Annotated in this window: 22 protein-coding genes and 1 pseudogene; 13 read left to right on the top strand and 10 right to left on the bottom strand. The window is 65.4% G+C overall.

Annotation, left to right across the window (positions count from 1 at the left end):
- The 7 genes from VTU_RS0100590 to VTU_RS0100620 all read left to right on the top strand — a co-directional run.
- A partial coding sequence (locus VTU_RS0100590; RefSeq protein ID WP_138927737.1) for an ABC transporter occupies positions 1 to 247 on the top strand: 247 nt, incomplete at its 5' end.
- Complete coding sequence (gene cobO, locus VTU_RS0100595; RefSeq protein ID WP_265282448.1) at positions 244 to 864, top strand: cob(I)yrinic acid a,c-diamide adenosyltransferase; 621 nt, start codon at positions 244 to 246, stop codon at positions 862 to 864. The genes VTU_RS0100590 and cobO, both read left to right, overlap by 4 nt.
- A gap of 54 nt (positions 865 to 918) precedes the next feature.
- A complete protein-coding gene (locus VTU_RS0100600) occupies positions 919 to 2385 on the top strand; it encodes a cobyric acid synthase (protein WP_010099836.1) in 1467 nt (488 codons plus the stop codon).
- A 31-nt stretch (positions 2386 to 2416) separates the two neighbouring features.
- Positions 2417 to 3490: a nicotinate-nucleotide--dimethylbenzimidazole phosphoribosyltransferase gene (gene cobT, locus VTU_RS0100605; RefSeq protein WP_010099838.1), complete on the top strand. Its 1074-nt coding sequence runs from the start codon at positions 2417 to 2419 to the stop codon at positions 3488 to 3490.
- Between the two features lie 55 nt (positions 3491 to 3545).
- Positions 3546 to 3821: a hypothetical protein gene (locus VTU_RS0100610; RefSeq protein WP_010099839.1), complete on the top strand. Its 276-nt coding sequence runs from the start codon at positions 3546 to 3548 to the stop codon at positions 3819 to 3821.
- A gap of 61 nt (positions 3822 to 3882) precedes the next feature.
- Positions 3883 to 5043 carry a zeta toxin family protein gene (locus tag VTU_RS0100615; RefSeq protein WP_236610606.1) on the top strand — a complete coding sequence of 387 codons (1161 nt, stop codon included), beginning with the start codon at positions 3883 to 3885 and terminating at the stop codon, positions 5041 to 5043.
- A gap of 346 nt (positions 5044 to 5389) precedes the next feature.
- Positions 5390 to 6919: a Fic family protein gene (locus VTU_RS0100620; protein WP_010099844.1), complete on the top strand. Its 1530-nt coding sequence runs from the start codon at positions 5390 to 5392 to the stop codon at positions 6917 to 6919.
- Positions 6920 to 7222: 303 nt separating this feature from the next.
- Here VTU_RS0100620 and VTU_RS31000 read toward each other — a convergent pair whose 3' ends face one another.
- Positions 7223 to 8368 (bottom strand): ParA family protein, encoded by a 1146-nt coding sequence (locus VTU_RS31000; RefSeq protein ID WP_201766082.1) that lies wholly within the window; start codon positions 8366 to 8368, stop codon positions 7223 to 7225.
- Positions 8369 to 8685: 317 nt separating this feature from the next.
- The gene (locus tag VTU_RS0100630; RefSeq protein ID WP_010099849.1) at positions 8686 to 10302 is read right to left on the bottom strand and encodes an ABC transporter permease; all 1617 of its coding nucleotides are present in this window, start codon (positions 10300 to 10302) and stop codon (positions 8686 to 8688) included.
- Between the two features lie 74 nt (positions 10303 to 10376).
- On the opposite strand from VTU_RS0100630, the gene VTU_RS0100635 reads away from it, so the two are divergent.
- The gene (locus VTU_RS0100635) at positions 10377 to 11441 is read left to right on the top strand and encodes an ABC transporter ATP-binding protein (RefSeq protein WP_010099851.1); all 1065 of its coding nucleotides are present in this window, start codon (positions 10377 to 10379) and stop codon (positions 11439 to 11441) included.
- Positions 11442 to 11507: 66 nt separating this feature from the next.
- Here the strand turns inward: VTU_RS0100635 and rpoD are convergent.
- The 4 genes and pseudogenes from rpoD to VTU_RS0100655 all read right to left on the bottom strand — a co-directional run bounded on the left by rpoD (position 11508) and on the right by VTU_RS0100655 (position 17365).
- A pseudogene (rpoD, locus tag VTU_RS0100640) lies at positions 11508 to 13956 on the bottom strand (RNA polymerase sigma factor RpoD).
- A 277-nt stretch (positions 13957 to 14233) separates the two neighbouring features.
- Positions 14234 to 14626, bottom strand: a complete 393-nt coding sequence (locus VTU_RS35790) for a hypothetical protein (RefSeq protein WP_438873569.1) — start codon at positions 14624 to 14626, stop codon at positions 14234 to 14236.
- Positions 14605 to 16212 carry a DNA primase gene (gene dnaG, locus VTU_RS25115; RefSeq protein ID WP_438873570.1) on the bottom strand — a complete coding sequence of 536 codons (1608 nt, stop codon included), beginning with the start codon at positions 16210 to 16212 and terminating at the stop codon, positions 14605 to 14607. Before dnaG ends, VTU_RS35790 begins: the two co-directional genes overlap by 22 nt.
- 67 nt (positions 16213 to 16279) lie before the next feature.
- Positions 16280 to 17365, bottom strand: coding sequence for an MBL fold metallo-hydrolase (locus VTU_RS0100655; protein ID WP_010099858.1), 1086 nt, complete (start codon positions 17363 to 17365; stop codon positions 16280 to 16282).
- Between the two features lie 164 nt (positions 17366 to 17529).
- Between VTU_RS0100655 and VTU_RS0100660 the strand changes: the two genes are divergently transcribed.
- From VTU_RS0100660 to VTU_RS0100675, 4 genes are all read left to right on the top strand, one after another.
- Positions 17530 to 18723 carry an isovaleryl-CoA dehydrogenase gene (locus VTU_RS0100660; protein ID WP_010099859.1) on the top strand — a complete coding sequence of 398 codons (1194 nt, stop codon included), beginning with the start codon at positions 17530 to 17532 and terminating at the stop codon, positions 18721 to 18723.
- A 31-nt stretch (positions 18724 to 18754) separates the two neighbouring features.
- The gene (gene can / locus VTU_RS0100665) at positions 18755 to 19411 is read left to right on the top strand and encodes a carbonate dehydratase (protein ID WP_010099860.1); all 657 of its coding nucleotides are present in this window, start codon (positions 18755 to 18757) and stop codon (positions 19409 to 19411) included.
- Positions 19412 to 19472: 61 nt separating this feature from the next.
- Complete coding sequence (locus VTU_RS0100670) at positions 19473 to 20666, top strand: acetyl-CoA C-acyltransferase (RefSeq protein ID WP_010099861.1); 1194 nt, start codon at positions 19473 to 19475, stop codon at positions 20664 to 20666.
- 2 nt (positions 20667 to 20668) lie between these two features.
- Positions 20669 to 21799 (top strand): acyl-CoA dehydrogenase family protein, encoded by a 1131-nt coding sequence (locus VTU_RS0100675; RefSeq protein WP_010099863.1) that lies wholly within the window; start codon positions 20669 to 20671, stop codon positions 21797 to 21799.
- Between the two features lie 23 nt (positions 21800 to 21822).
- On the opposite strand, the gene sucD is transcribed toward VTU_RS0100675, so the two are convergent.
- From sucD to VTU_RS34565, 4 genes are all read right to left on the bottom strand, one after another.
- Positions 21823 to 22719, bottom strand: a complete 897-nt coding sequence (gene sucD / locus VTU_RS0100680; protein WP_010099865.1) for a succinate--CoA ligase subunit alpha — start codon at positions 22717 to 22719, stop codon at positions 21823 to 21825.
- 14 nt (positions 22720 to 22733) lie between these two features.
- Entirely contained in the window at positions 22734 to 23894 is a 1161-nt protein-coding gene (gene sucC, locus VTU_RS0100685) for an ADP-forming succinate--CoA ligase subunit beta (RefSeq protein WP_010099867.1), read from the bottom strand.
- A gap of 207 nt (positions 23895 to 24101) precedes the next feature.
- A complete protein-coding gene (locus VTU_RS25120; protein ID WP_236610607.1) occupies positions 24102 to 24983 on the bottom strand; it encodes an AAA family ATPase in 882 nt (293 codons plus the stop codon).
- 110 nt (positions 24984 to 25093) lie between these two features.
- The gene (locus VTU_RS34565) at positions 25094 to 25294 is read right to left on the bottom strand and encodes an AAA family ATPase (RefSeq protein ID WP_029553971.1); all 201 of its coding nucleotides are present in this window, start codon (positions 25292 to 25294) and stop codon (positions 25094 to 25096) included.
- A gap of 317 nt (positions 25295 to 25611) precedes the next feature.
- On the opposite strand from VTU_RS34565, the gene argC reads away from it, so the two are divergent.
- Positions 25612 to 26128, top strand: a 517-nt coding sequence (gene argC, locus VTU_RS0100700) for an N-acetyl-gamma-glutamyl-phosphate reductase (protein ID WP_010099869.1), incomplete at its 3' end; no start/stop codon positions are given.

Genomic DNA, 26128 nt, shown 5'->3' on the forward strand with positions numbered 1-26128 from the left:
GCTGAGCGTGCTGCACGAGATCTCGTTCGCGCTGCAGGCCGACGACATGCTGGTGCTCGCCGGCGGCCGCGTGCTGCACCACGGCGCCTGCGCCGCGCCGGCCACGCACGCCGCGCTCGAGCAGGTGTTCGGGCAGCGCATCCGGGTGCGGCGGCTGGACGGAATGTGGATGGCGCTGCCGGCGCTGCAGCGGGGCGGCCCGGAGAGTGGGCCCAGTGGGCCAGCGACCCCGGCCGTCCCGGAATGAACATCGACATCGAAACGGTTTTCCTCCCGAGAAAGCACAAGCACACCATGCAGATCGAACCCGCACCCACCGAGGGGCAGCACGCAAGGGCCGAGGGCGAACGCCGCGGCCTGGTCATCGTCAACACCGGCGACGGCAAGGGCAAGAGCACGGCGGCCTTTGGCCTGGCGCTGCGCGCGCACGGCCGGGGCAAGGCCGTAAAGATCTACCAATTCATGAAGGTGCCCACGGCGCGCTTTGGCGAGCACCGCCTGTTCGAGCAGATTGGCCTGCCCGTCGAGGGCCTGGGCGACGGCTTCACCTGGAAGAGCCGGGACCTGGAACATTCCGCGCAACTCGCGCGCGACGGCTGGGAAAAGGCGCGCGCAGCGATCCTGTCGAACGCCTACTTCCTGCTCGTGCTCGACGAAATCACCTACCCGCTGATCTACGGCTGGCTGCCGCTCGATGGCGTTGTGCAAACGCTGCGCGAACGCCCGCGCGACGTGCACGTCTGCCTCACGGGCCGCCGCTGCCCGCCCGAGATCGTCGAACTCGCGGACACCGTGACCGAAATGCGCCAGGTCAAGCACGCGTTCGACGCGGGAATTCCCGCGCAGCGCGGCATCGAGGACTGACGCCGCGCCATGCCCGCGCACCATTCCAGTCCCCGTCCCCCGGCGCGTTGCGTGATGCTGCTCGGAACCAGCAGCGGCGCGGGCAAGAGCTGGCTCGCGACGGCGCTGTGCCGCTGGTACAGCGACCGGGGGCTCCGGGTCGCGCCCTTCAAGGCGCAGAACATGAGCAACAACGCCCGGGTCGTTCCCGGCCCGGGCGGCGCCATGGGCGAGATCGGGTCTGCGCAGTATTTCCAGGCCCTGGCCGCGCGCGCCGAGCCCGAGGTGCGCATGAACCCGCTGCTGCTCAAGCCCGAGGCCGACACGCGCAGCCAGGTGGTCTGCATGGGGCAGGTGAGCGCGGAACTCGGCGCCATGCCCTGGCACGCGCGCAGCGCCAGGGTGTGGCCGCAGATTGCCGCCGCGCTCGACGCCCTGCGCGCCGAGAACGACCTGCTGGTGATCGAGGGCGCGGGGTCGCCCGCCGAGATCAACCTGTACGCCAGCGACATCGTGAACCTGCGCGTGGCACAGCATGCGCAGGCGCGCTGCCTGCTGGTGACCGATATCGACCGGGGCGGCGCCTTTGCGCACCTCTACGGCACCTGGGCGCTGCTTCCCGAAGCGCAGCGCGCGCTGATTCACGGCTTCGTGCTGAACAAGTTCCGCGGCGACGCCGCCCTGCTCGCGCCAGCGCCGCAAAAGCTGCAAGACCTGACCGGCGTGCCCACCGTGGCCACCATCCCCATGCAGTGGCGCCATGGCCTGCCCGAGGAAGACGGTCTGTTCGACGAGCGCAGCCGCGCAGCCGGTGCCGTGCACACCAGCGTGGCCGTGATGACCTGCCCGCACATCAGCAACCTCGACGAATTCCAGGCGCTCAGAAACCTGCCCGGCCTGCGCCTGCTGTGGGCGCGCAGCCCCGCCGATCTGGCAGGACTCGGCGCCAGCGACTGGGTCATCCTGCCCGGCTCCAAGGCCACCGCCGCCGACCTGGCCTGGCTGCGCGCGCAGGGGCTGGACCAGGCCATCGCCGCCCATGCCGCGCGCGGCGGCATGCTGCTGGGCCTGTGCGGCGGCCTGCAAATGCTTGGCGAGGCGCTCATCGACAGCGCGGGAATCGACGGCAATGCACCCGGCCTGGGCCTGCTGCCACTGGTCACCCGCTTCGCACCCGCCAAGACCCTGCGGCGCACCCGCGTCCGCTTCCCCACGCTACAGGGCGCCTGGGCCGCGCTATCGGGCGTGCAGGCCAGCGGCTACGAGATCCACCACGGGCAGACCGTCTGGCACCCGGCCATGGTCGCCGGCGGCGACGCGGCGCGCGAGCTGATTCCCGGCCTGGCTTGGCAAAACGCCGCGGGCAACGTGCTCGGCCTGTACCTGCACGGCCTGCTCGAAGACCCCGCAGTGCTGCAGGCACTGTTTCGCTGTGCGATCCAAGTGCCCACGCTCGAATCCGTGTTCGACGGCCTGGCCCGCGTCGCAGACAGCTGCTTTGCGCCGGGCGTTCTGCAGGCGCTGATCGCACCCGCTGCCTGATGCTCCGAGCCACTCCTTGCCTGCGCAAAACATGCACGCCCTGACCGATTTCACGTTCCCGGGCATTGCCGACATCGGCAACGCCGTATTCACGGCCCACCTGCAACAGCTGCTGGACAACAAAACCAAGCCCTCGGGCGCGCTCGGCCGGATCGAGGCGCTGGCCCTGCGCATCGGCCAGGTGCTTGGCACGTCGGCTCCCGTGCTCGTGCGGCCGCAGCTGCTGGTCTGCGCCGCCGACCACGGCCTGGCGGCGCACGGCGTATCGGCCTTCCCCCGCGAGGTGACCGCGCAGATGGTGGAGAACTTTCTCGCCGGCGGCGCCGCCGTGAGCGTGCTCGCGCGCCAGCATGGGCTGCAACTCACCGTGGTCGATTGCGGCGTGGCGCGTGACTTTGCCGACAGCAGCAGCGCCCCGCCCGGCGCGCCGCGCCTGTTGGTGCGCAAGCTGGCAGCGGGCACGCGGGACGCTTGCGCGGGCCCGGCGATGACCGCGGCCGAATGCGCGCAGGCCCTCGCCAACGGCCGGGACATCGTGTGCGAGCTGCCGGGCAATGCCCTGCTGCTGGGCGAGATGGGCATTGGCAACACATCCGCCGCGTCGCTGCTGCTGGCGCGGCTCGCGGACCTGCCGCTGGCCGAATGCACGGGCGCGGGAACGGGGCTGGACGCCGCGGGCGTGGAGCGCAAACGCGCCGTGCTGCAACGCGCCCTGGACGCGAACCCCCAGGCCGCAACGCCGCTGAGCGCGCTCGCCGCACTCGGCGGCTACGAGATCGCCACGCTGGTCGGCGCCGTGCTGCAGGCCGCCGCCGAGCGCCGCGTGATCGTGGTCGATGGCTTCATCACCGGCGCCGCCGTTCTGGTGGCCAGCCGCATCGCACCGGCGGTGCTGCAGCGCTGCGTGTTCGCGCACCGCTCGGGCGAGCACGGCCACCGCCTGATGCTCGCGCAGATGCAGGCAGAGCCCTTGCTGGATCTGGGCCTGCGCCTGGGCGAAGGCAGCGGCGCGGCGCTGGCCTGGCCGCTGCTGCAATCGGCCTGCGCGCTACTGCGTGAGATGGCAAGCTTTGCCGCCGCGGGGGTGGCGCAGCGGACGCGGTAGGCTCTGCGCTTGCGGCGTGCGGGGGCAAGTGCCTGCAAATCAAGAGGAAAACGGTATGACGATGAAAGGAAACACCATGTTGGATTTGGGTCCAGATAGTAAAAGCATCCGGTACGAAGTGGCATTGGATATTCTTGGCGAGAGTCGCCAGCCCTTTATGCGGGCGATCCACGAAGAGAAGCAAAAATCAGAACCATCGCAGGTGTTCATTCGCTACTGCGAGACCCGTTTGACCGCGATCGATGAATTGCAAGACGATTTGCGGCTCAATGATTTGGACACCATTGAGCGCATCCTTACAAAAGGAAATCCCCTGTTCAAGGTTGATTGAGTCAGGACTTGCGCAGACCAGGTTCAGCTGGCGTGCAACTCGGACGTGTGGAGTTAAAACCATGCAAGCATGCATCACAAAAAATTACAAAAAACTACTTTCTCGATTGTTTATTTTGGCTTGCGTAATTCCTATGAGCGCTATGGCGGAATACCAGCCGATGACCGAAGACGAAATCCGGGAAACGGCGACCAAGTACTTCGCAGAACGGCAATCCAAGTCATCATACCGGAAATACCCAATCATCGTTTTGGTAGGTGGTCAGCCAGGTGCAGGAAAGAGTGCAGTAGCAGACGTAGTGAAAGCCGAACTGATCGGGCAGGGTGGTTACCTCCACATTGATGCTGACCGGATGCGCGAGCGCATCCGTGTGGGTGAAAATAACCCAAGCTCTGAGCAAACGCAGGCCGATGCGGGACGACTGGTGGCTGTGCTGCGTGACCAAGCGATGCAGGGACGACGCAATATCGTGGAAGAAGGTACTTTTCGCAACCCGGACGGCATGGGAAAATTTGTGCAGAAGCTCCAGGCGCGCGGTTACACGGTCGAGTTGTTCGCTGTGGCGGCGTCGCGTGAGGAAAGTCTGCTTGGTATCTATCAACGCCACGAACTGCAACATCAAAACGGGATGGACAATCCGCGTTTTGTCAGCGAGAAGTACCACGACGAGGCCATGCAAGGTTTTGAAAGTACGGTAGCCAGGATAGCCGCACAACTTGACCGTGTGTGCGTTTCCAACAGAAGCGGCGAGTTGCTGTACGACAGCGCCATTCAAACGAACGAGCAGTCAAATGCTTTGGAGGCTCTGGCAGCTGGCCGCCAGCTCACCGATACCAAGCTGGCCAAGGTCACGGAACTATGGGGCACTGTTGAATCCCAAGCCAGGCAGCGCGATGCAGCAAGTGGCTACCTGGATATGGTTAGTGCTCACATGCAGCGCCTCCATGACATGCAGAAGGATCGGATTCATGGTCACGCCATGAACCAACTTGAGACCAACGCTGCTACGCTTGCGCGGGATACTCGCGATGCGCAGCACACCGAGGGCGAACTGGCCAAGGCCGCATACTTTCGCGGCGTCCATGAGAAGGCATCAGAGTTCAATGAAATGGCGCCGGACTTGGCAAAGTACGATGCAATTGCGGTGAACCGCAAAACATTGCGCGATTTTCCAGACGCAAGCGAATTGGAAGAGCGGGAAATGCCTGAGTCCAGCAGATGAGGAGGGCGTTCGGACGCGTTGGCAGACCAGCCCAAAGTTCCACACAGACTTGGGTCATGCTCATGTGCTTGCCCCCCTTTTCAACCTGGTCAATCCACTCGCGCTTCCCCAGAGTCACACCCCTCGTTCAGACTCATACCTGAATTGGAAAAGACTGAGGCCGGGAATTGGGGGAGACCTGCCCGTACCCATCATGCCAAGGTCCGCGTGGCATTTCGGCTGTACCCATTGCGCCCGTACCCCTGGCATGTTGGGTGTTGCTGGGGACGCGTTGTATTAAAAAAATCCAGAAAATAGCTCAGAATACAAAAAATCCTGGCACTCTATGAATTTTCTGAGGTGATCAATGATCGGCTACGAATTCTTGCTGTCGAAGATCCCGCTTCGCATGCCGGAGCTGGCCAAGCCAGCCAAGGTCAAGCCAGTCACCCGCGTCGAGGACATGGCCGACCTGATCGCGATTCCCAAGGCGATCGCGCCCACCGCCGACACCATTCTCCCGCACCTGCTCTTCGCGTTGAAGCACGAGCCGATGCAGTTGGCGATCCTGCACGAGGCGCTGCGGCTGGTGCCGGCCCAGGATGTGATCGATGCGATCAGCGAGTCGCCTTCGGGGGCCTATGTGCGTCGCGCGGCCTATCTCTGGGAGAAGGTTCACGGCGTCGAGCTGGAACTGCCGTTGGCAGGTCCGGCGGGCAACTACGTGGACTTCTTTGATCCCAAGGCCTACTACACCGGTCAGGCTTGGGAGCGCAGCCAGAAGTACCGGATCAGCTTCAACGGTATCGGCCCCTATGAGTTCTGTCCGGTGGTTCGCCGGGACGACACCCTTGAACGGGAAGGCGAGGCCATCCTGCGGACACTGCGCGAATGGGCCCAGGCACCCGAGAACGAGCCGCTGATGGACCGTGTGATGGCCTGGGCTTACCTCAGCGAGACCCGCGACTCCTTTGCCATCGAGAACGAAGTGCCGAGCCCTGACAAGGAACGGGCCTTCGTCGCGGCGATGGAGCATCTGCGCGATCGCGCGCCGCTGACGGAAGACTACCTGGTCGGCCTGCAGAACGCCGTCATCAGTTCTCCTCGCAGCGCAGAGAGTGGATTCCGCGGCGCACAGAACTGGCTGCAGCGCGGAGGGCATGGCGCACTTGCCGTCCGGTACGTCCCTCCTGCGCCGGAGCACCTACGCCCCCTGATCGACGGCCTGATGCGCATGGCGAACGCCAAGGACGACGTGCCAGCGCTGATCAAGGCGGCACTGGTGAGCTTCGGCTTCGTGTTCATCCATCCGTTCATGGACGGCAATGGCCGTGTCTCTCGCCTGCTTGCGCACCACTGTCTTCACATGAAGGGCGCTCTGCCCGACGTGAAGGGCAGTCCGGCCATCCTGCCTCTCTCGGTGGCCATGAAGCAGGAGGAGCGGCAGTACCTGGGTGCGCTGGAGAGCTTCAGCAAGCCGGTGCGCGCCCTGTGGGATGTGATGTTCATCGGCGACGGCGACTTCACCTTCGACTTTCGCTCGACGCCGATGGTCTATGCCCATTGGTCGGGCGTCCAGGCCGCGGCTTTCGTGATCCGGTGCGCGCGGATCGCCTTGCGGCAGTCCCTCGTCGACGAGGCGAGGTATCTCGAGGCCTACGATCTGGCCTACGAGCGGATCGACAAACAGTTCGACCTCCCGAACCGGACGATCAACCTGTTGATCCAGTGGATCCATCAGAACAACAACAGGATGCCGGAGCGGCGCAGGACGGCCAGGGAAGTGGCCCACATCCTCGCGGACGAGGATCTGAGCCGGATCGAAGGCATCGTGGCGGAGGCGTTCGCTTCGAATGAAGGTCCTGCGGAGAGGGCAGCGGGGGCGGCAGCACCGTGACTCGCACCGGTTTGCTGCCTACCCCACCGTGGGGGCCGGTTCCGCTCGACGAGGTGTTCTCGTGCTGGGTTTGCCAAGAAAGCGGGTACGGTCCAATGAGCGCGATGAACATTTTCCCGCCCGAGACGCTCACGAGCTTCGTCGACGAGCCCCGCATCTACATGCGAGTCAGCACTCACGCGCAGGTTCAGCCGATGGCTATGTGAATGAGGCGACAACTATCTTGACACGCGCCGCGCCATGCAGCCCAGGATTTATGCAACAACGCCTCCTACGACTTCTACTCATGATGCATAGATCGTGTTACTCAATGGCCTGCACAAGGTGTGTGATATTTGAAATTTGCCTGTCAAGCTGGGACTTATTGATCACAACATTTTTTCCAAGAACTGTTTTGCTGCCGGCAGTCATACAACAAATCGGAGTTCCCAAAGTGCTCGAAACAACAGATGCAGTGTTGGCATCGGCAACTTCTGTTTGGAACATGGCATGGAAAGTTTTCTTGTTTGTTGGCAGCGTCGAACTAGCAGGGTGAATGCAGAATTCATTTGGGTTCGCACGCCACACATCATAAATTTCGTCGCCTATTTCTCCGACCACTGTTTTGAAAGCTGCCGCAGAAGAGGAGTGGCTTTGTGTCAATCGATTGCCTACGTACATGTAGATTTTTGGCCGATTCATGGAACATCGCTGCATTTCCAAGAAGAATTCAGATTGTGCTTGGCCTGCTTGGCGACTGACGCCATAGACAAGGGCCAAGACGGATCGAACAGCGCGTTTGGATGATCCATCGGCTGAAAATGGGATAATCAGCCGGTCGGCAGTAGACAGAGCTAGTTCCGTATAAATGGAAAAGCTTGGATTACAATCCACGAATACTGTGTGCGCAGTGTTTCCCCAGTTATGGGTAATGTCGGCGATCAAATCACGTATCCACATGTGAACAAAGCGCCAAGCATCATCGGGTCCTGGTTTTGTTGCTGCGAAGACCCTTGATGCTTGCAATTCGAGTTTCTCGTCTCCGGGAATCAAATACAAGTTTTTGGATATTTCGCGATTTTGTTTGTTCACGTGCGTGAGGTACCGGGCACCTGTTTTTGGGTTCTGATAAGGACTGATAATCCGATCATCAATATAGCCGGCTATGGATAGCCTCGGGGTTTTGGCGTGCAAGTCCCCCAACTTCTTTTCACCATTGACCATGCCGCCAAGCAGCATTGACGATGAGTTTGCTTGCGGGCAAAGGTCGAGCACCAGAACTTTTTTATTTGGGTTCTGCCTCGCATATTCAGAAGAGACTTGAAAAGTCAGATAGCTTTTTCCGACGCCGCCTTTGTTGTTCCATATTGCATAAATTGCCATGTTTGCACCTTTTGATCTGTCGATGGATTGTAAGCCGATCAATTCTCTTAGTGTTAAATTTTTGCAGCTACTCAGCCCCTGGCCCACGGCTCGGCCCATCAACCAAAGCAAGATTGAGGTGATGAGCCCCGGAAAGCTTGGGTGAGCGCATCATGAAGCTTGGCCTTGGCCCCTTGCTTGTGCAGGATCGCCAAGCAAATCGGGACCGATCGTCACGATGCGCCAAACCCGGTTGGCGCTGCTGGCTGCGAACATACTCGACGGTGTGTCCGCAGTCATCGCCAAAATGCCGGAAGCCCAAGGCCAAGCGGCGCGCATCAAGTGGGAGTATGCGCAGGGCAGGGGGAACCCGACCCACGGTTCCGCTCATCAACCAAAGCAAGCACGCTTGCCCCGTCACCACCTCACCGACTACGCAACGCACGGCTCAATAGCAGCACCGGAGCCAGCCCCACGGCCACCAGCGCCAGCGACGGCAGCGCGGCTTCGCCCAGGCGTTCATCGCGTGCCAACTGGTAGGCGACGACGGCCAGGGTGTCGCTGTCGAAGGGGCGCAGCACCATGGTCGCGGGCAGTTCCTTCATGGCGTCCACAAACACCAGCAAGGCGGCTGCGGCGCTGGAGCGTTTGAGCAGCGGCCAGTGCACGCGGGCCAAGAGTCCGCAGCCGCTGCTGCCCAGCAGGCGGGCGGAATCGTCCAGGCTGAGCGGAATGCGGGCATAACCGCTTTGTATGGACTGCAGGGCGACCGCGCTAAAGCGCACCAGATAGGCCCAGACGATGCCCAGGGCCGTGGTCGTGACCAGCGCGCCGAGTCCCCACTGCGGCAGCGCGGCCTGCAACCAGCCCACGGGCAGCAGCAGCCCGACCACGATGACGGTGCCCGGCACGGCGTAGCCCATGCCCGCCAGTTGCAGCACGCCGCGCGTTACGGCGTCCGGTCGGCGGCGCAGGGCCAGGGCGAGCGCGAGCGCGATGGCCACGGCCAGCAGCGCCGTGATGCCGCTCAGGCGCAGGCTGTTCCAGGCCCAGTGCAGGAAGCGCTCCCAGGGCAGCACGGACCAGTCCGCAGCCAGCGGCCGCAGCATGCAGGCCACGGGCGCAACGAAGCCCATGACCACCGGCAGCGCGCAGACCACCCAGGCCGCCCAGCGCTGCGCTCCGTGCAGCGCCAGCGGCTGGGCCTGCGCTGCGCGGTGGCTGCCGCTGGCAAAGCGCATGCGCTCTTGCGCGCGGCGCTCCACGTGCAGCAGCGCCAGCACCACGGCGAGCAGCAGGGTGGCCAGCTGCGCTGCCGCCAGGCGGTTGTCCATGGACAGCCAGGCCTTGTAGATCCCCGTGCTGATGGTCTGCATGCCAAAGTAGCTGGCCACGCCAAAGTCGGCCAGGGTTTCCATCAGCACCAGGGCGACGCCCGCGGCCACCGCAGGGCGCGCCAGCGGCAGGGCGACGGTGCGGATGCGGCGCGGCAGCGCTGCGCCGAGCAGGCGCGCGGCCTCCATGGGTTGCGCCGCGTGCGCGCCCAGCGCCGTGCGCGCGAGCAGGTACACGTACGGGTAGAGCGTAGAAACGAATACCCACACCGCGCCGCCCAGGCTGCGCACCTCGGGCAGCAGCCGGCCCTGCAGGCCCAGGGCGTCGCGCAGCCCGGTTTGCAGCGGGCCGCTGAATTGCAGGAAGTCGGTGTACGCATACGCCGTGACGTAGGCGGGCATGGCCAGCGGCAGCAGCAACAGCCATTCAAAGCTGCGGCGCCCCGGAAAGTCGAACATGCTCACGGCCACGGCCGTGGCGCTGCCCACCAGCGCCGTGCCCAGCGCGACCAGCAGGCCCAGCCACAGGGTGGTCCACAGGTAGCCGGGCAGCACGGTGGCGGCCATCTCGCGCAAGATGGCGCCGGCCTGCGCGCTGCCCGGCCCCACGGGCAGCCAGGAGGCCAGCAGCGCGAGCACGGGCAGGGCCAGGAAACCCGCGCACAGGATCAGGGGGACGTTGCGAAGGGCAAAGGGCGTGCGGCGCAAGGCGGGGATCTCGGCGGGGGCGGCGGGAATGCAAATGCGAATTCTATGGATTCGCGCCTGCCTAGAATCGGGGCATGTTTCTGGAGATATCCGACCTCGAAGTGCGCCATGCGGGCCGCACGCGGGCTGCGCTGCAGGCGGTCACGCTGGGCCTGCGGGCGGGCGAGGTCGGGGTGCTGATCGGTCCCTCGGGCTGCGGCAAGACCACCTTGCTGCGCGCCGTGGCGGGGCTCGATCCCGTGTTCCGCGGCGAGATCCGGCTCGGCGGCAGCGTGGTCGGCAGCGCCGCGCTGAGCGTTGCGCCCGAGCACCGGCGCGTCGGCATGGTGTTTCAGGAGCATGCGCTGTTCCCCCACCTGAGCGTGGGGCGCAACGTCGCTTTCGGCATTCATCGGCTGCCGTGCGCCAGGCAGGCCGCGCGCGTCGCCGAAATGCTGCAACTGGTGGGGCTGGCCGGCAGCGAGAACCGCTTTGCGCATGAGCTCTCGGGCGGGCAGCAGCAGCGCGTGGCGCTGGCGCGCGCGCTCGCACCGGGCCCACGGCTCATGCTGCTGGATGAGCCGTTTTCCAGCCTCGACGCGGACCTGCGCGAGCGCCTGGCGCACGAGCTGCGCGCGATTCTCAAGGCGGCCGGGGCGACGGCGCTGTTCGTGACGCACGACCAGTTCGAGGCGTTTGCCATGGGCGACAGGATCGGCGTGCTGCACGAGGGCCGTCTGCACCAGTGGGACGATGCCTGCACGCTGTACCACCGTCCGGCCACGCGCTTTGTCGCCGACTTCATCGGGCACGGCGTGTTCTCCCCCGCGACGCTGGTGCAGCGCGGCGGCCGCGTGGTGGCGCAAACGCCGCTGGGCGAACTGGGCACCCTGCACGCGTGCCCGCCGCCCTGCGGCTACCCCGGCGGTGAATGCGACGTGCTGCTGCGCGCGGACGACGTCGTGCACGACGCGCATGCGCCGGTGCAGGCGCAGATCGTGCGCAAGGCGTTCCGCGGCGCGGCGTTTTTGTACACCTTGCGCCTGGCCAGCGGCCACACCCTGCTGGCGCACGTGCCCAGCCACCACGGGCACGCGGTGGGCGAGTGGATCGGCATCCGCGCGCAGCCGGACCATGTGCTGACCTTTGCGCGGGCCTGAGAGCGGGAGCGATCCGATCCCGTCGCCCGGGCGCGGCGGCCATTCGGAACGGGCCGAAGGAGCGGGCTACAGCGAGTCGATGAAGCTGCGCAGCTTGTCCGAGCGGCTGGGGTGCTTGAGCTTGCGCAGGGCCTTGGCCTCGATCTGGCGGATGCGTTCGCGCGTCACGTCAAACTGCTTGCCCACTTCTTCCAGCGTGTGGTCGCTGGTCATCTCGATGCCGAAGCGCATGCGCAGTACCTTGGCTTCGCGCGGCGTCAGGCCGTCGAGGATGTCCTTGACCACGTCGCGCAGGCCGGCCTGCATTGCGGCCTCTATCGGGGCGGTGTTCGCGCCGTCTTCGATGAAATCGCCCAGGTGGCTGTCGTCGTCGTCGCCGATCGGTGTTTCCATGGAGATCGGCTCCTTGGCGATCTTCATGATCTTGCGGATCTTGTCCTCGGGGATCTCCATCTTGGCCGCGAGCAACGATGCGTCGGGCTCGAAGCCGAACTCCTGCAAATGCTGGCGGCTGATGCGGTTCATCTTGTTGATGGTCTCGATCATGTGCACCGGGATGCGGATGGTGCGCGCCTGGTCGGCGATCGAGCGCGTGATGGCTTGGCGGATCCACCACGTGGCGTAGGTCGAGAATTTGTAGCCACGGCGGTATTCGAACTTGTCCACGGCCTTCATCAGTCCGATGTTGCCTTCCTGGATCAGGTCGAGGAATTGCAGGCCGCGGTTGGTGTACTTTTTGGCGATCGAGATCACCAGGCGCAGGTTGGCCTCGATCATCTCCTTCTTCGCATCGCGCGAGGTCGCCTCGCCCTCGTTCATGCGTTTGTTGATGTCCTTGAGCTCGGTCAGCGGCACCACCACGCGCGACTGCAGGTCCATCAGCTTTTGCTGGAGTTCCTGCACGGGCGGGACGTTGCGCGCCATCACGGTGCTCCAGGGCTTGCCGGCGCCGGCCTGCTTTTCTATCCACTGGAGGTTCAGCAGGTTGGGCGGGAACTCCTTGACGAAGGTCTCCTGGGGCATGCCGCATTTGTCCACGATGATGCGGCGCAGCTCGCGCTCCTTCTTGCGCACGTCGTCAACTTGGCCGCGCACCATGTCGCACAGCTTTTCGATGGTTTTGGCGGTAAAGCGGATGGTCATCAGCTCGGCCGACAGGGCTTGCTGGGCTCTGACGTAGGCCGACGTGCCGTAGCCTTCCTTGTCGTAGACCTTGTGCACTTTCTCAAACAGTTGGCGCAGTTTGTCGAAGCGCTCGAGCGCCTGTTTCTTGAGTTCTTCGAGCTTTTTCGTCAGCGCCTTGGAGCCGCCCTTGCCGTCGTCGTCGTCGGCTTCGTCGAACTCGTCGAAGTCTTCTTCGGCCACGTAGTCGTCGGCCTCGTTGGGGTTGGAGAAGCCGTCAACGATGGTCGAGATGACGACCTTGCCGGCGCGGATTTCCTCGCCCATGTTCAGGATGTCGGCGATGGTCGCGGGAGACGCGCTGATCGCCTCCATCATCGCCATGAGGCCGCCTTCGATGCGCTTGGCGATCTCGATCTCGCCTTCGCGCGTCAGCAGTTCCACGGTGCCCATTTCGCGCATGTACATGCGCACCGGGTCGGTGGTGCGGCCAAATTCGCTGTCCACGGTGGACAGCGCCGCTTCGGCGGCCTCCTCGGCCTCCTCCTCGCTGGCGCCGGTGGGGGCGTTTTCGGTGATGATCAGCGTCTCGGCGTCGGGCGTTTGCTCGTACACGGCCACGCCCAGGTCATTGAGCGTGGTGATGACGGCTTCGAGCGTTTCGGCATCGACCAGCTTGTCGGGCAGGTGGTCGGAGATTTCGACGTGCGTGAGGTAGCCGCGCGTCTTGCCCAGCTTGATCAGGGTCTTCAGGCGCGAACGGCGCCGGGCCAGGTCTTCCTCGGACAGGACGGTTTCGTCCAGGCCGAATTCCTTCATCAGGGCGCGCTCCTTGGCCTTGCTGATCTTCATGCGCAGCGGCTTGGCCTTCTCGACCGCGGCCGCCACCCCGGGGGTTTCCTCGACCTCGCCTTCCAGGTCGGCCTCGATATCGGACAGGTCCGTGTCGTCGGCAGCCTTTGGCTGGGGGGGGGGCGTTCTTGGCAGAGGTTTTGGCGGGAGCTTTGGCCGGTGCCTTGCTGGCGGGTGCCTTGGCCTTGGTGGTCTTGGTCTTGGCCTTGGCGCTGCTCGCAGCGGGCTTCTTGGGCAATTCGGCGACGGCCTTTGCAGCAGGCTTTGCCGGCTCCTTTGCCGGCTCGGCAGGACGGGCGGCTGCCTTGGCCTGCACCTTGACCTTGACCTTGGCGGGGGCAGGCGGCTTTTTTGCTGCCGCTTTATCGGCAGTCTTCTTCGCAGCCTTTGCCGGGTCGGCAGGGCTTTTCGTTTTCGCAGGCGGGGTCTTGGCCTTCCCGGCTGCGGGCGCGGGCTTTGTTTCTGCGGCCGGGGCGGGAGCGGCCTTTGCGGCGCCGTCTGGCGCAGACTTGGGGGACTTCGCAGACTTTTGAGCGGGCATGAAGAAACCTCAGAATCAAAACGGATGGGGACGGACGAGAACGGAAACCGGCGCCACGGGGTCGGGCGCGGGTGGCAGCGCGAAGCTGCACGGTCTTCGCGCCACGGGGGCAGGCCGGCAAGATGTCCGGGCGATCATTTGGTGTGCAGTCCTTGCGATGGGTGGGCGGTGCTTGTGCGCGGCGGTGGCCCGGCTCGGAGGTGCTGCTGTCGCTCTTGCCGACGGAAAACCCCGCATTATATCTTGTGTGCCTTGAATGCGCGTTTCATCCGTTTCATCAAGCGGTCTTGGCCGCTGCGTTCAGCAAGGCGTTGCGCCTTTGTTCCAGGGCGCGGTAGCGCTCCAGGACACTCGGGTCCTGCTGCGCTTGCAGCACCAGCAGCTTTTGCTGTTCCTTGATGTCTTCGATCTGCATGCGGTTGAGCAGGTCGCGCAGTTCCAGCCTGAGTTCCTGCAGGTCGCCCTCGGTCTGCGCGTGCGCGCCGGTCATTACCTTGTGCGCCAGCGCCTCGCATTCGTGCTCGCGCAGGCTCTCGCGCAACACCGCCCAGGCCAGGGGGCCGAGCTCATGGAACTGCTCCTCCAGCCAGGCGAACAGCGGCCCGTGCGGCGCAGGCTGGGCGCACAGGATGGCGTGGTCGTCGTGCGTCAGATCTTCCAGAAAATCCATGTGCGAGAGCAGCAGACGCGCCGCGTGGTCCACGCGGCTTGCCGGCGGGGTGCGCGGCAACCGGGGCTGGGGGGCCAGCGCACGGCGTCCCGTTTCTTCCAACTGCCGCCTGGCCAGTTTGCGCCCTTGCGCAGGCCGGACCCCGTCTGCGCCGCGTACCGGCCATGGCCGCTGTCGGCGGCCCCGTGCTGCCAGTTTTCCGGCGTCGGCAGGTTGGCCCACGGAGGCGCGTCTTCCTGCGGGAGATGCATGCGTGGCGGGCCGCCCGCCTGCGCAGGGTGCGTTCCCGCCGGGGTCCAGATGTCCGCCAGATCCCGCGCGTTCAGCTGGGCCAGCTGGGCCAGCTCGCTGAGCAGCTGGCGCCGGAGCACCCCGTCGGGCAGCGCGCTCCACAGCGGGCGGGCGTTGCTCGCCATGTGCGCGCGGCCCTCGGCGCTGCCCAGGTCGCAGCCCGCGCTCGCCGCATCGACCAGGAACCGGCTCAGCGGCACGGCCTCGTCCACGTGCCGGGCGAAGGCCTGCGTGCCGTGGGCGCGGATGAAGCTGTCCGGGTCGTGCTCGGCGGGCAGGAACAGAAATTTGATGCTGCGCGTGTCGCCGGCGTGGGGCAGCGCGGCGTCGAGCGCCTTGCGCGCCGCGCGCCGGCCCGCGGCGTCGCCGTCGAAGCTGAACACCACGGACTCGGTAAAGCGCAGCAGTTTTTGCACATGCTCGGGCGTGCAGGCCGTGCCCAGCGTGGCCACCGCGTTCGGAAAACCCAGCTGCGCCAGCGCCACCACGTCCATATAGCCCTCGGCCACGAGGGCGTAGCCCTGCTCGCGGATGGCGGTGCGGGCCTCGAACAGGCCGTACAGCTCGCGCCCCTTGTGGAACACCGGGGTTTCCGGCGAGTTCAGGTACTTGGGCTTGTCCTCGCCGAGCACGCGGCCGCCAAAGCCCATGCATTCGCCCTTGACGTTGCGGATGGGGAACATCACGCGGTCGCGAAACCGGTCGTAGCGCTTGCCGCCTTCGTCTTGCACGATGACCAGCCCGCTTTCTTCGAGCAGCGGGTCGTCGTACTGCGCAAACACGCTGGCCAGGCTGCGCCAGCCTTCGGGCGCGTAGCCCAGGCCGTAGCGCTCGGCCACGGCGTCGGAGACGCCCCGGCCCTTGAAATACGCCATGGCGCGCGGGGACGTGTGCAGTTGGCTGCGGTAGGCTTCGGCGGCTTTCTCCAGCACCTCGCTGAGCGTGGCCTGCCGGCGGCGGATGGTGTCGGCGCGTTCCCTGTCCTGCGGCGAGAGGAGTCCGTCGTCGGGCACCTGCAGGCCCACTTGCCGGGCCAAGTCCTGCACCGCATCGACGAAACCCATTCCCGCATGCTCCATCAGAAAGCCGATGGCATTGCCGTTCTTGCCGCAGCCAAAGCAGTGGTAGAACTGCTTCGCGGGGCTGACGCTGAACGAAGGCGATTTTTCCCCGTGGAAGGGGCACAGCCCCATGAAATTGGCCCCGCCCTTCTTCAGGACTACGTGGCGGCCCACGATGTCGACCAAGTCCACGCGGGTGAGCAGTTCCTGAATGAAAGACTGGGGGATCGTCACGCCGCCTATTGTCTGCGCAAACCGTTTTGGGCCGGCAGCCGCCGTCACGCGCCGGCAAGACCGGTGGTCAATCCGGCGCCCTGCGCTGGTGGAATCGGTGCACGCCCTGCGTGTCCAGAGACCTCTGCAACTGGCCGTCGTACCACAGCAAGTGCAGATGCGCCAAAGCCTCGCCCATGGCAAAACTCATCTGGTGCGTGTCGAGCTTGCGCTTGAACAAAATGGGCATGACGTCGGCGGCGGACAGTGGGCGTCCTGCGGAGGACGCGTCGATGATTTCGCGCAAGCGGTCGCGATGGAGCTCTTGGAGCTGCCCGATGCGCGCGTGCAGGCCGGTAAAGGGTTTGCCGTGCGCGGGCAGCACCAGGGTCTCGGGGGGCAGTTCCAGGTACCGCTGCAGCGATGCCAGGAAGATCCGCAGCGCGTCGGCTTGCGGCTCCAGGGCATGCACGCTGACGTTGGTCGAAATGCGTGGCAGGACCATGTCCCCGCTGATGAGAATCGACAAATCGGCGCTGTACAGCGAGATGTGCTCGGGCGCATGCCCGTAGCCGCTGATGCAGCGCCAAATCCGTCCCCCGATCTCGATACGGTCTGCGTCCATGAGCCGGTGAAAGTGCGCAGGCAGCGCCGGAACCAGGCTCCGGTAGAAGGAACCGTGTCCCCGTACATGGTCCAGGAATTCCTCGTCCTGCGCGCCGTGCAGGGCATAGAAATTCGCGCTCGCCGGGCCATCGAATCCGTCGCGCTCATGGATGCCAATCTTTGCTGCACAGTAGTCGGTGATGCTGATCCAAAGGTCTGCCTGCCAACGCGTGCACAGCCAATGCGCCAGACCGATGTGGTCCGGATGCATGTGGGTCACGATCACCCGGAGAATGGGCAGCCCCTCCAGGCTGTTGGCAAAGACTTGCTCCCACTGTGCACGGCTTGCCGTGCTGTCGATGCAGCAGTCGATCACGGTCCAGCCGTCGCGCATGTTGCCTGCGGTGTCCGGCTGCCGGTCGCGCAGCAACCACAGGTTGATGTGGTCGAACAAAAAGGGCAGCCCCATGCGGATCCACCGGATTCCGGATGCGACCTCCAGGGTCGCGCCCTGTGCAGGCAGGGTGTCGCCGAGGGGATAGTGGATCGGGTGTTCGGGTGGATTCATGGCAATGGGGTGATGGGGCAATGGATTAGCATCGGCGTTGACAGAGAGGAGTCAGTCGGGCGGCAGGTTGCTTGATGCATTGTATGGGGTCCCCCGGTCACGAAATTGTCACACTGACGTCCAGGGCGGAACACACCGCCTTGCTTTATTTTTGGGAGATATTCATGGGCATTCCCGCGGGCCTTGTCGGCCTGGACTTCCAACTGGGCGCAGACATCGACGCGTTGCGCGACGCCGTGCGCGATTTCGCGCAGGCCGAAATCGCCGCGCGTGCGGCGGACATCGACCGCAGCGACCAGTTCCCGATGGACCTCTGGCGCAAGATGGGCGCGCTGGGCCTGCTGGGAATCACGGTGCCCGAGGAATACGGCGGCGCCGCCATGGGCTATCTGGCGCACATGGTGGCAATGGAGGAAATCTCGCGTGCCAGCGCCGCCGTGGGCCTGTCCTACGGCGCGCACAGCAACCTGTGCGTGAACCAGATCCAGCGCAATGGCAGCGTGGAGCAAAAGCGCAAGTACCTGCCCGGGCTGATCAGCGGGGAGCAGGTGGGGGCGTTGGCGATGAGCGAGTCCGGTGCCGGCTCCGACGTGATCGGCATGCAGCTCAGGGCCGAGGACAAGGGCGGCTACTTCCTGCTCCATGGCAGCAAGATGTGGATCACCAATGGCCCGGATGCCGACACGCTGGTGGTGTACGCCAGGACCGATCCCGGAATGGGCGCCCACGGCGTCACGGCGTTTCTGATCGAAAAGGGAATGCCCGGTTTTCGCGTCGCGCAAAGGCTCGACAAGCTGGGAATGCGCGGCAGCCCCACGGGCGAACTGGTGTTCGACGCCGTCGAAGTGCCCGCAGCGAATGTGCTCGGCGGCCTGAACCAGGGCACCAAGGTGCTCATGAGCGGCCTGGACTACGAGCGCGCGGTGCTCACGGGCGGCCCGCTGGGAATCATGCAGTCCGTCATGGACAACGTGCTTCCCTACATCCACGAGCGCAAGCAGTTCGGCCAGAGCATCGGCGAATTCCAGCTCATCCAGGGCAAGGTCGCAGACATGTACACCGCGCTGCAGGCGGGGCGCTCGTTTGCCTACACCGTCGCCAAGAATCTGGACCTGCCCGGCAGCGCGCAGCATGCGCGCCGACTACGCAAGGACTGCGCCAGCGTGATCCTGTGGTGCGCCGAAAGAGCGACCTGGATGGCCGGCGAGGGCCTGCAGATCCATGGTGGCAATGGCTATACCAACGATTACCCGCTGGGCCGCTTGTGGCGCGACGCCAAGCTGTACGAGATCGGCGCCGGAACCAGCGAAATCCGCCGCATGCTGATCGGCCGCGAGCTGTTTTCCGAAACCTGCTGAGTTCCTTGCTCGCCCCCATACCCCCAGCGCCATGCCCGCATCGATCGAAGACTTGTTCGTGCACAACCGCGCGTGGGCGGCCCGGATGGAGCGCGAGCGGCCGGGTTTCTTCACCAGCCTGCTGGCGCAGCAAAAGCCCGGCTACATGTGGATCGGCTGCTCGGACAGCCGCGTTCCGGCGAACCAGATCACGGGCCTGGAGCCGGGCGAGGTCTTCGTGCACCGCAACGTGGCCAACGTCGTGGTTCCGAGCGACCTGAACTGTCTGTCGACCATCCAGTACGCGGTCGACCAACTGCACATCGAACACATCATGGTGGTCGGCCACTACGGGTGCGGCGGCGTGCGGGCCGCGCTGGACGGCGCCCGGATCGGCCTGGCCGACAACTGGATCCGCCACGTGCAGGACGTGCGCGACCGGCACCGCGGGCTGATTGCGTCCATCGCCCCCGAGTGGCGCTACGACGTGCTGTGCGAACTCAACGCCATCGAGCAGGTGCTCAACCTGGCGCAGACCACCGTGGTGCGCGACGCCTGGGAGCGCGGCCAGAAGGTCTGGCTGCACGGCTGGTGCTATGGCCTGAAGGATGGCCTCATCAACGATCTGCGCATGACCGTGGACGGCGCCGAAGGGCTGGACGCGCTCCACAGGGCGGCCATCGCCGGCGTCGCTGCCGCCAAGAGATGAGTGCAGGCGCGGCCCCGGGCGCATACTCCTTGCAAGAATCGGAACATCCACAGGGGGACCCATGTCTGCAACCCATAGCGATCCCATCGTCATCGTCGGCGCTGCGCGCACCCCCATGGGGGCGTTGCAGGGCGATTTCTCCAGCCTGGCCGCGCATGACCTCGGGGGCGCGGCCATCCGGGCCGCGGTTGCGCGCGCCGGCGTTGCGCCCGACGCTGTCGGCGAGGTGCTGCTGGGCAACTGCCTGATGGCGGGCCAGGGCCAGGCGCCCGCGCGCCAGGCGGCGTTCAAGGGCGGTCTGCCCCAGGCAACGGGTGCGGTCACGCTGAGCAAGATGTGCGGCTCGGGAATGAAGGCCGCGATGCTCGCGCACGACATGCTGCTCGCCGGAACGCACGAGGTCATGGTCGCCGGCGGAATGGAGAGCATGAGCCGCGCGCCCTACCTGCTGCAAAAGGGCCGTGGCGGCTACCGCCTGGGCCACGACCGCGTCTTCGACCACTTGATGCTCGACGGCCTGGAAGACGCTTACCAGGCGGGCCGCTCCATGGGCAGCTTTGGCGAAGACTGCGCTGCCAAATACCAGTTCAGCCGCGCGCAGCAGGACGCCTTTGCCACGGCCAGCGTGCAGCGCGCCAGGGCCGCCACCGAGTCGGGCGCGTTCGCGGCCGAGATCGTCCCCGTGGCGGTCGAGGGCCGCTCGGGCGAGACGCTGGTATCGATCGACGAAGGCCCGGGCAAGGTCCGGATCGAAAAAATCACCACGCTCAAGCCCGCGTTCAAAAAGGACGGCAGCATCACCGCCGCGTCGAGCTCGAGCATCAACGACGGCGCTGCGGCGCTGGTGCTGATGCGCGCATCCGGCGCGCAAAAGTTCGGCTGCAAGCCGCTGGCGCGCATCGCGGGCCACGCCACGCACGCGCAAGCGCCCGAATGGTTTACCACCGCCCCGCTGGGCGCCACGCGCAAGGCGCTGGCCAAGGCCGGCTGGAGCGCGCACGCGGTGCAGCTGTGGGAAATCAACGAGGCCTTCGCCGTGGTTCCCATGGCGCTGATGAAGGAACTCGATCTGCCGCACGACCGGGTCAACGTGAACGGCGGCGCCTGCGCACTGGGTCACCCCATCGGCGCGAGCGGCGCGCGCATCCTGGTCACGCTGATCCATGCCCTCGCGGCACGCGGCCTCAGCCGGGGCCTGGCCACGCTGTGCATCGGCGGCGGCGAGGCCACGGCCGTGGCGCTGGAAATGCTCTGAGCATGCTGCTGAGCCAGGACCAGGAAATGATCCGCGCCGCGGTGCGCGACTTCGCCCGGGAACAGCTCTGGCCCCACGCCGCGCGCTGGGACAGGGAACACCATTTCCCCCGGCAAGCGCACCAGGGCCTGGCCGCACTGGGCGCCTACGGCGTCTGCGTTCCCGAGGAATTCGGCGGCGCCCAACTGGACCACCTCACGCTGGCGTTGGTGCTCGAAGAAATAGCCGCCGGCGACGGGGGCACCAGCACTGCCATCAGCGTGACCAACTGCCCCGTGAACGCCATCTTGCTGCGCCATGGCAGCGCCCGGCAAAAGCGCGACTGGCTCACCCCGCTGGCGGGCGGCGCGATGCTCGGCGCCTTCTGCCTGACCGAGCCGCAGGCGGGCTCCGACGCGTCGGCCCTGCGCACCACGGCCGTGCGCCAGGGCGGGGACTACGTGATCAACGGCGTCAAGCAATTCGTCACCAGCGGCAAGAACGGCGACCTGGCCATCGTCATTGCCGTCACCGACAAGGGCGCGGGCAAGAAGGGCATGAGCGCCTTCCTGGTGCCCACCCGCAGCCCCGGCTACGGGGTCGCGCGGCTCGAAGACAAGCTCGGCCAGCGCAGCAGCGACACCGCGCAGATCCATTTCGACAACTGCCGCGTCCCGGCCGAGAACCGCATCGGCGCAGAGGGCGAGGGCTACGGCATCGCCCTGGGCGCGCTCGAGGGCGGGCGCATCGGCATCGCCGCCCAAAGTGTGGGCATGGCGCGCAGCGCGTTCGACGCGGCGCTGGCCTACGCCGGGGAGCGCGAGAGCTTTGGCAGCGCCATCCTCAGGCACCAGGCCGTGGGCTTTCGCCTGGCCGACTGCGCCACGCAGATCGAAGCGGCGCGCCAACTCGTCTGGCACGCCGCCGCGCTGCGCGACGCGGGCCGCCCCTGCCTCAAAGAAGCCGCGATGGCCAAGCTCTTTGCCAGCGAAATGGCCGAGCGCGTGTGCAGCGCCGCCATACAGACGCTGGGCGGCTACGGCGTGCTGAACGACTTTCCGCTCGAGCGCATCTACCGCGACGTGCGCGTGTGCCAGATCTACGAAGGCACGAGCGACGTGCAGAAAATCATCATCCAGCGCGCGCTCGCCTGACGCACCGTCCCCGGAAAGCGCTCTTACTTCAGCTGCGCCTTGAGCAGCTGCCCCAGTTCCGAGGGATTGCGCGTGATGATGAAGCCCGACTCCTCCATGATCGCGAGCTTGGCGTCGGCCGTGTCGGCGCCGCCGGAGATCAGCGCGCCGGCGTGGCCCATGCGCTTGCCGGGCGGGGCCGTGACGCCGGCGATAAAGCCGACCACGGGCTTTTGCATGTGCGCCTTGCACCAGCGGGCGGCGTTGGCCTCGTCCGGGCCGCCGATTTCGCCGATCATGATCACGGCGTCGGTGTCCGGGTCGGCGTTGAAGGCCTGCATGACGTCGATGTGCTTGAGGCCGTTGATCGGATCGCCGCCAATGCCCACGGCGCTTGACTGGCCCAGACCCGCCTCGGTCAGCATGGCCACGGCCTCGTAGGTCAGCGTCCCCGATCGGCTGACCACGCCGATGCGGCCCTTGCGGTGGATGTGGCCGGGCATGATGCCGATCTTGATCTCGTCGGGCGTGATCAGGCCGGGGCAGTTGGGGCCCAGCAACAGGGTCTTCTTGCCGCCTGCGGCTTCCTTGGCCCGCATCCGGTTGCGCACTTCGAGCATGTCGCGCACGGGGATGCCTTCGGTGATGCAGACGACCAGGTCCAGATTCGCCTCGACGGCCTCCCAGATGGCTGCGGCAGCGCCTGCCGGCGGCACGTAGATCACCGACACGGTGGCGCCGGTCTGCGCCACGGCATCCTGGACGCTGGCGTAGATCGGGATGCCGAAGATCGACTCGCCGGCCTTTCTGGGGTGCACGCCGGCGACGAAGGCCTTGCGGCCGTTCGCGTATTCCTGGCATTTTTCGGTGTGGAACTGACCCGTCTTGCCCGTGATTCCCTGGGTGATGACCCGGGTGTTCTGGTTGATGTAGATCGACATATTGTTCTCCGGGCTTACTTGACGGCGGCAACGATGCGGGTCGCGGCTTCGGCCATGGTGTCCGCGGCGATGATGGGCAGGCCCGATTCGGCCAGCAGCTGCTTGCCCAGCGCTTCGTTCGTGCCCTTCATGCGCACGACCAGCGGAACGGACAGGTTCACGGCCCGGCAGGCGGTGATCACGCCGCTGGCGATGGTGTCGCATTTCATGATGCCGCCGAAGATGTTCACCAAAATGCCCTTGACCTTGGGGTTGCGCAGCATGATCTTGAAGGCCTCGGTCACCTTCTCGGCCGTTGCGCCGCCGCCCACGTCCAGGAAATTCGCGGGCGCGCCGCCAAACAGCTTGATGGTGTCCATGGTCGCCATGGCCAGGCCCGCGCCGTTGACCAGGCAGCCGATGTTGCCGTCCAGGCTGATGTAGGCCAGGTCGAACTTCGAGGCTTCCACCTCGGCCGGGTCTTCCTCGTCCAGGTCGCGGTAGGCCACGATCTCGGGGTGGCGAAACAGCGCGTTCGCGTCAAAGTTGAACTTCGCGTCGAGCGCGGTCAACTGGTTCTGGCTGTCGCGGTTGAGCGGGTTGATTTCCAGCAGCGACGCGTCGGTGTCCATGTAGCACCGGTAGAGCTTCTGGAAAATGTCCACGGCCTGGGCCTGGGACTCGGCGGGCAGGCCGATGCCGGCGGCGATTTTGCGCGCCTGCTCGGCACCGAGGCCCGTCAGCGGGTCGACAAATTCCGTGATGATCTTTTCCGGGCTGCTGTGGGCCACTTCTTCAATGTCCATGCCGCCTTCGCTCGACGCGATGAAGGCCAGCGCTTGCGTGGCGCGGTCGGTCACGATCGAAACGTAGTATTCCTTGCCGATGTCGGCGCCGTCCTCGATATACAGGCGGCGCACCTTCTGGCCTTCGGGGCCGGTCTGGTGCGTTTTGAGCTGCATGCCCAGGATTTCGCCGGCCAGGCGCCTGACCTCGTCGATGCTCTTTGCCAGTTTCACGCCGCCGCCCTTGCCCCGGCCGCCGGCGTGGATCTGCGCTTTCACGACCCACACCGGGCCGCCGAGCTTCTGGGCCGCTTCCACGGCTTCCTGCACCGTGAACGCGGGGATACCGCGCGGAACGGGCACACCAAAATTACGCAAGATTTCCTTGCCTTGGTATTCGTGAATCTTCATGGGGTCTCTCGCAGGAAAGGGGGGTGTCCACCCGTTGGGCATGTACGGCAGTGGTTGGGCCGCAGGCCTGGAACAGGGGTAGCCGGCGACTGTACCATGCTGCAACGCAGCATTGGCGTTGCGCAAGGGTCAATGGAGTGCTTTACTGTGCAGACGGGTCCGGCGGTGCTGCGGCGCCCGGCGTGCCGCGGCCCACCGATGACGGGATCATGGCAGCGCACCTTCGAACAGGGGGGAGTGGCGCTGGGTGTCCAGGAGCGTGATGTCGGGATCCAATTGGTTCAGGCGCAGCAGTTCTCCGGCGGAGAACAATTGATCGCGCATGGCCGATCGCGATGCCTGGTCCAACGGAGCCATCCGCGTCTTTCCGTCTTGCGACACGACGGTCAGCAATTGATCCGCCGTGATGTCCGGGGAGTCGAGCAAATCGGGGCTATGGCTTGTCACAATGATTTGCCTTTGCTCGGAAGCCTTGGCCAAGGCTTCGCGCAGTGCAGCACTGGTCGCGGGGTGGAGCGCGGTCTCCGGCTCCTCGATGCCGATCAGCAGCGGGGTTTCATTCCGGCTGCCCTGGAACAAGGCCGTCAAAACGCCCAGGGCACGCAGCGTTCCGTCAGACATGTTCTGCGCCGGAAAGAGATGCTTGGTGCCAGCCATCTCCTGACGAAACTCCAGCGTTTCAAACGGACCGATCTGCTTTCGCTCGACACCATGCACCATGGGCGCCACGGTTTTCAGGTGATTCCGGATTTCCGCCATGCGCTCTGGTGCTTCCCGCTGAAGTTGCCCCAACACGCTCGCGATGTTCTCCCCTCCCGGCTTGAGCAGCCGGCCGTCCTGCGGGTTTTGCGGTTCCCGCATCGATTTGGGATTCAGGTTGTAAAAACCCATGGATGTCAGCGCATCGAAAACGGGTCGAAAAGCCGCCATGCCGGAAGCGCCCACCAAGGCCAGCCGGTCCGGCGTGACCGCAGGGAATGCGGGCTCCGTGCTGGAGCGAAGTACGCCGCGCTCGACGCGAAAGTACGTGGCATCGACCGCGCATTCCTCCGTCTGCACCGCATAGCCATAGCCGGCGAGCGCGGCCACGTCGAAGGCGTAGTGGCCGGGTATTGCGCCATCGAGCGTGAAGTCGAGTCGAATGCCCACATTCGTTGGACGCCCTCGGCCATGGCCGCTGGAGCGCCTGCGCACCTCGGTCAGCCCGCCCGCGTATTGAGCGCGTTGTCCAAGGAGATGGACAATGCGTCGCGCACCAGCTGCAATGCGTCCAGAAAATTGCTTTTCCCGGCCCCATTGGCCCCCACCAAATAGGTCAGGGGGCCCAAGCGCACATCGCAATCGGCGATGCTCTTGTAGTTGCGCAGCAGTACGCGGTTCAGAAAAATCGGTGATTTCATGGCGCCCTCGGAGGCTCGGCACAACTACGACCCAGACTGGCGCAAGCGCGAAACAGATGGAAGAGTGCAGAAAAGGAATCGACGAAGATGTGGAGCATACCGTAATTGCGAAGCAAATTGAATGTGACATAAGTCAAAAAAGTTGCTCTGAGGTTACGAAATTAAGTGCCGTCACCAGGCTCTGCCTTGGGGGCCATGGGATATCTGTATCATGCGTGCAACGCATCATCGACGCGCCGCCGCGCCGTCCTGGTGCCCCGGCCCCGGCCCATCCCCCTTTCGGGCGGGCACTGCGGCTTTTCTTGCAGGAGCATCCGATGCCCAGAGTCTTTATCGATGGCGAAGCCGGCACCACGGGCCTGCAGATCCGCGAGCGCTTGCAGGCCATGGCGCAGATTGAACTGGTCAGCGTTGCACCGCAACTGCGCAAGGACCCCGCCGCCAAGCGCGACCTGATCGCCGGGGTGGATCTGGTGGTGCTCTGCCTGCACGACGACGCGGCGCGCGAGACGGTGGCCCTGGTCGATGCGATCGAGCGCAGCGATGGCCGCACGCTGCGGGTGATCGATGCGAGCACCGCGCACCGCACGGCACCCGGCTGGGTGTTTGGTTTTCCCGAGCTTGCCGCCGGCCAGCGCGAGGCCGTGGCCGCCGCCCGGCGGGTGGCCAACCCCGGTTGCCACGCCACCGGGGCCATTGCGCTGCTGCGCCCGCTGATCGACGCCGGGCTGCTGCCCCGGGACTTCCCGCTCGCGCTGTCCTCGGTCAGCGGGTATTCAGGGGGCGGGCGCAGCATGATCGAAGCCTACGAGCAGGGCGCAGCGCCGCCGTTCG

Source organism: Verminephrobacter aporrectodeae subsp. tuberculatae At4, from assembly GCF_000193225.1.
GTDB lineage: Bacteria > Pseudomonadota > Gammaproteobacteria > Burkholderiales > Burkholderiaceae_C > Acidovorax > Acidovorax aporrectodeae.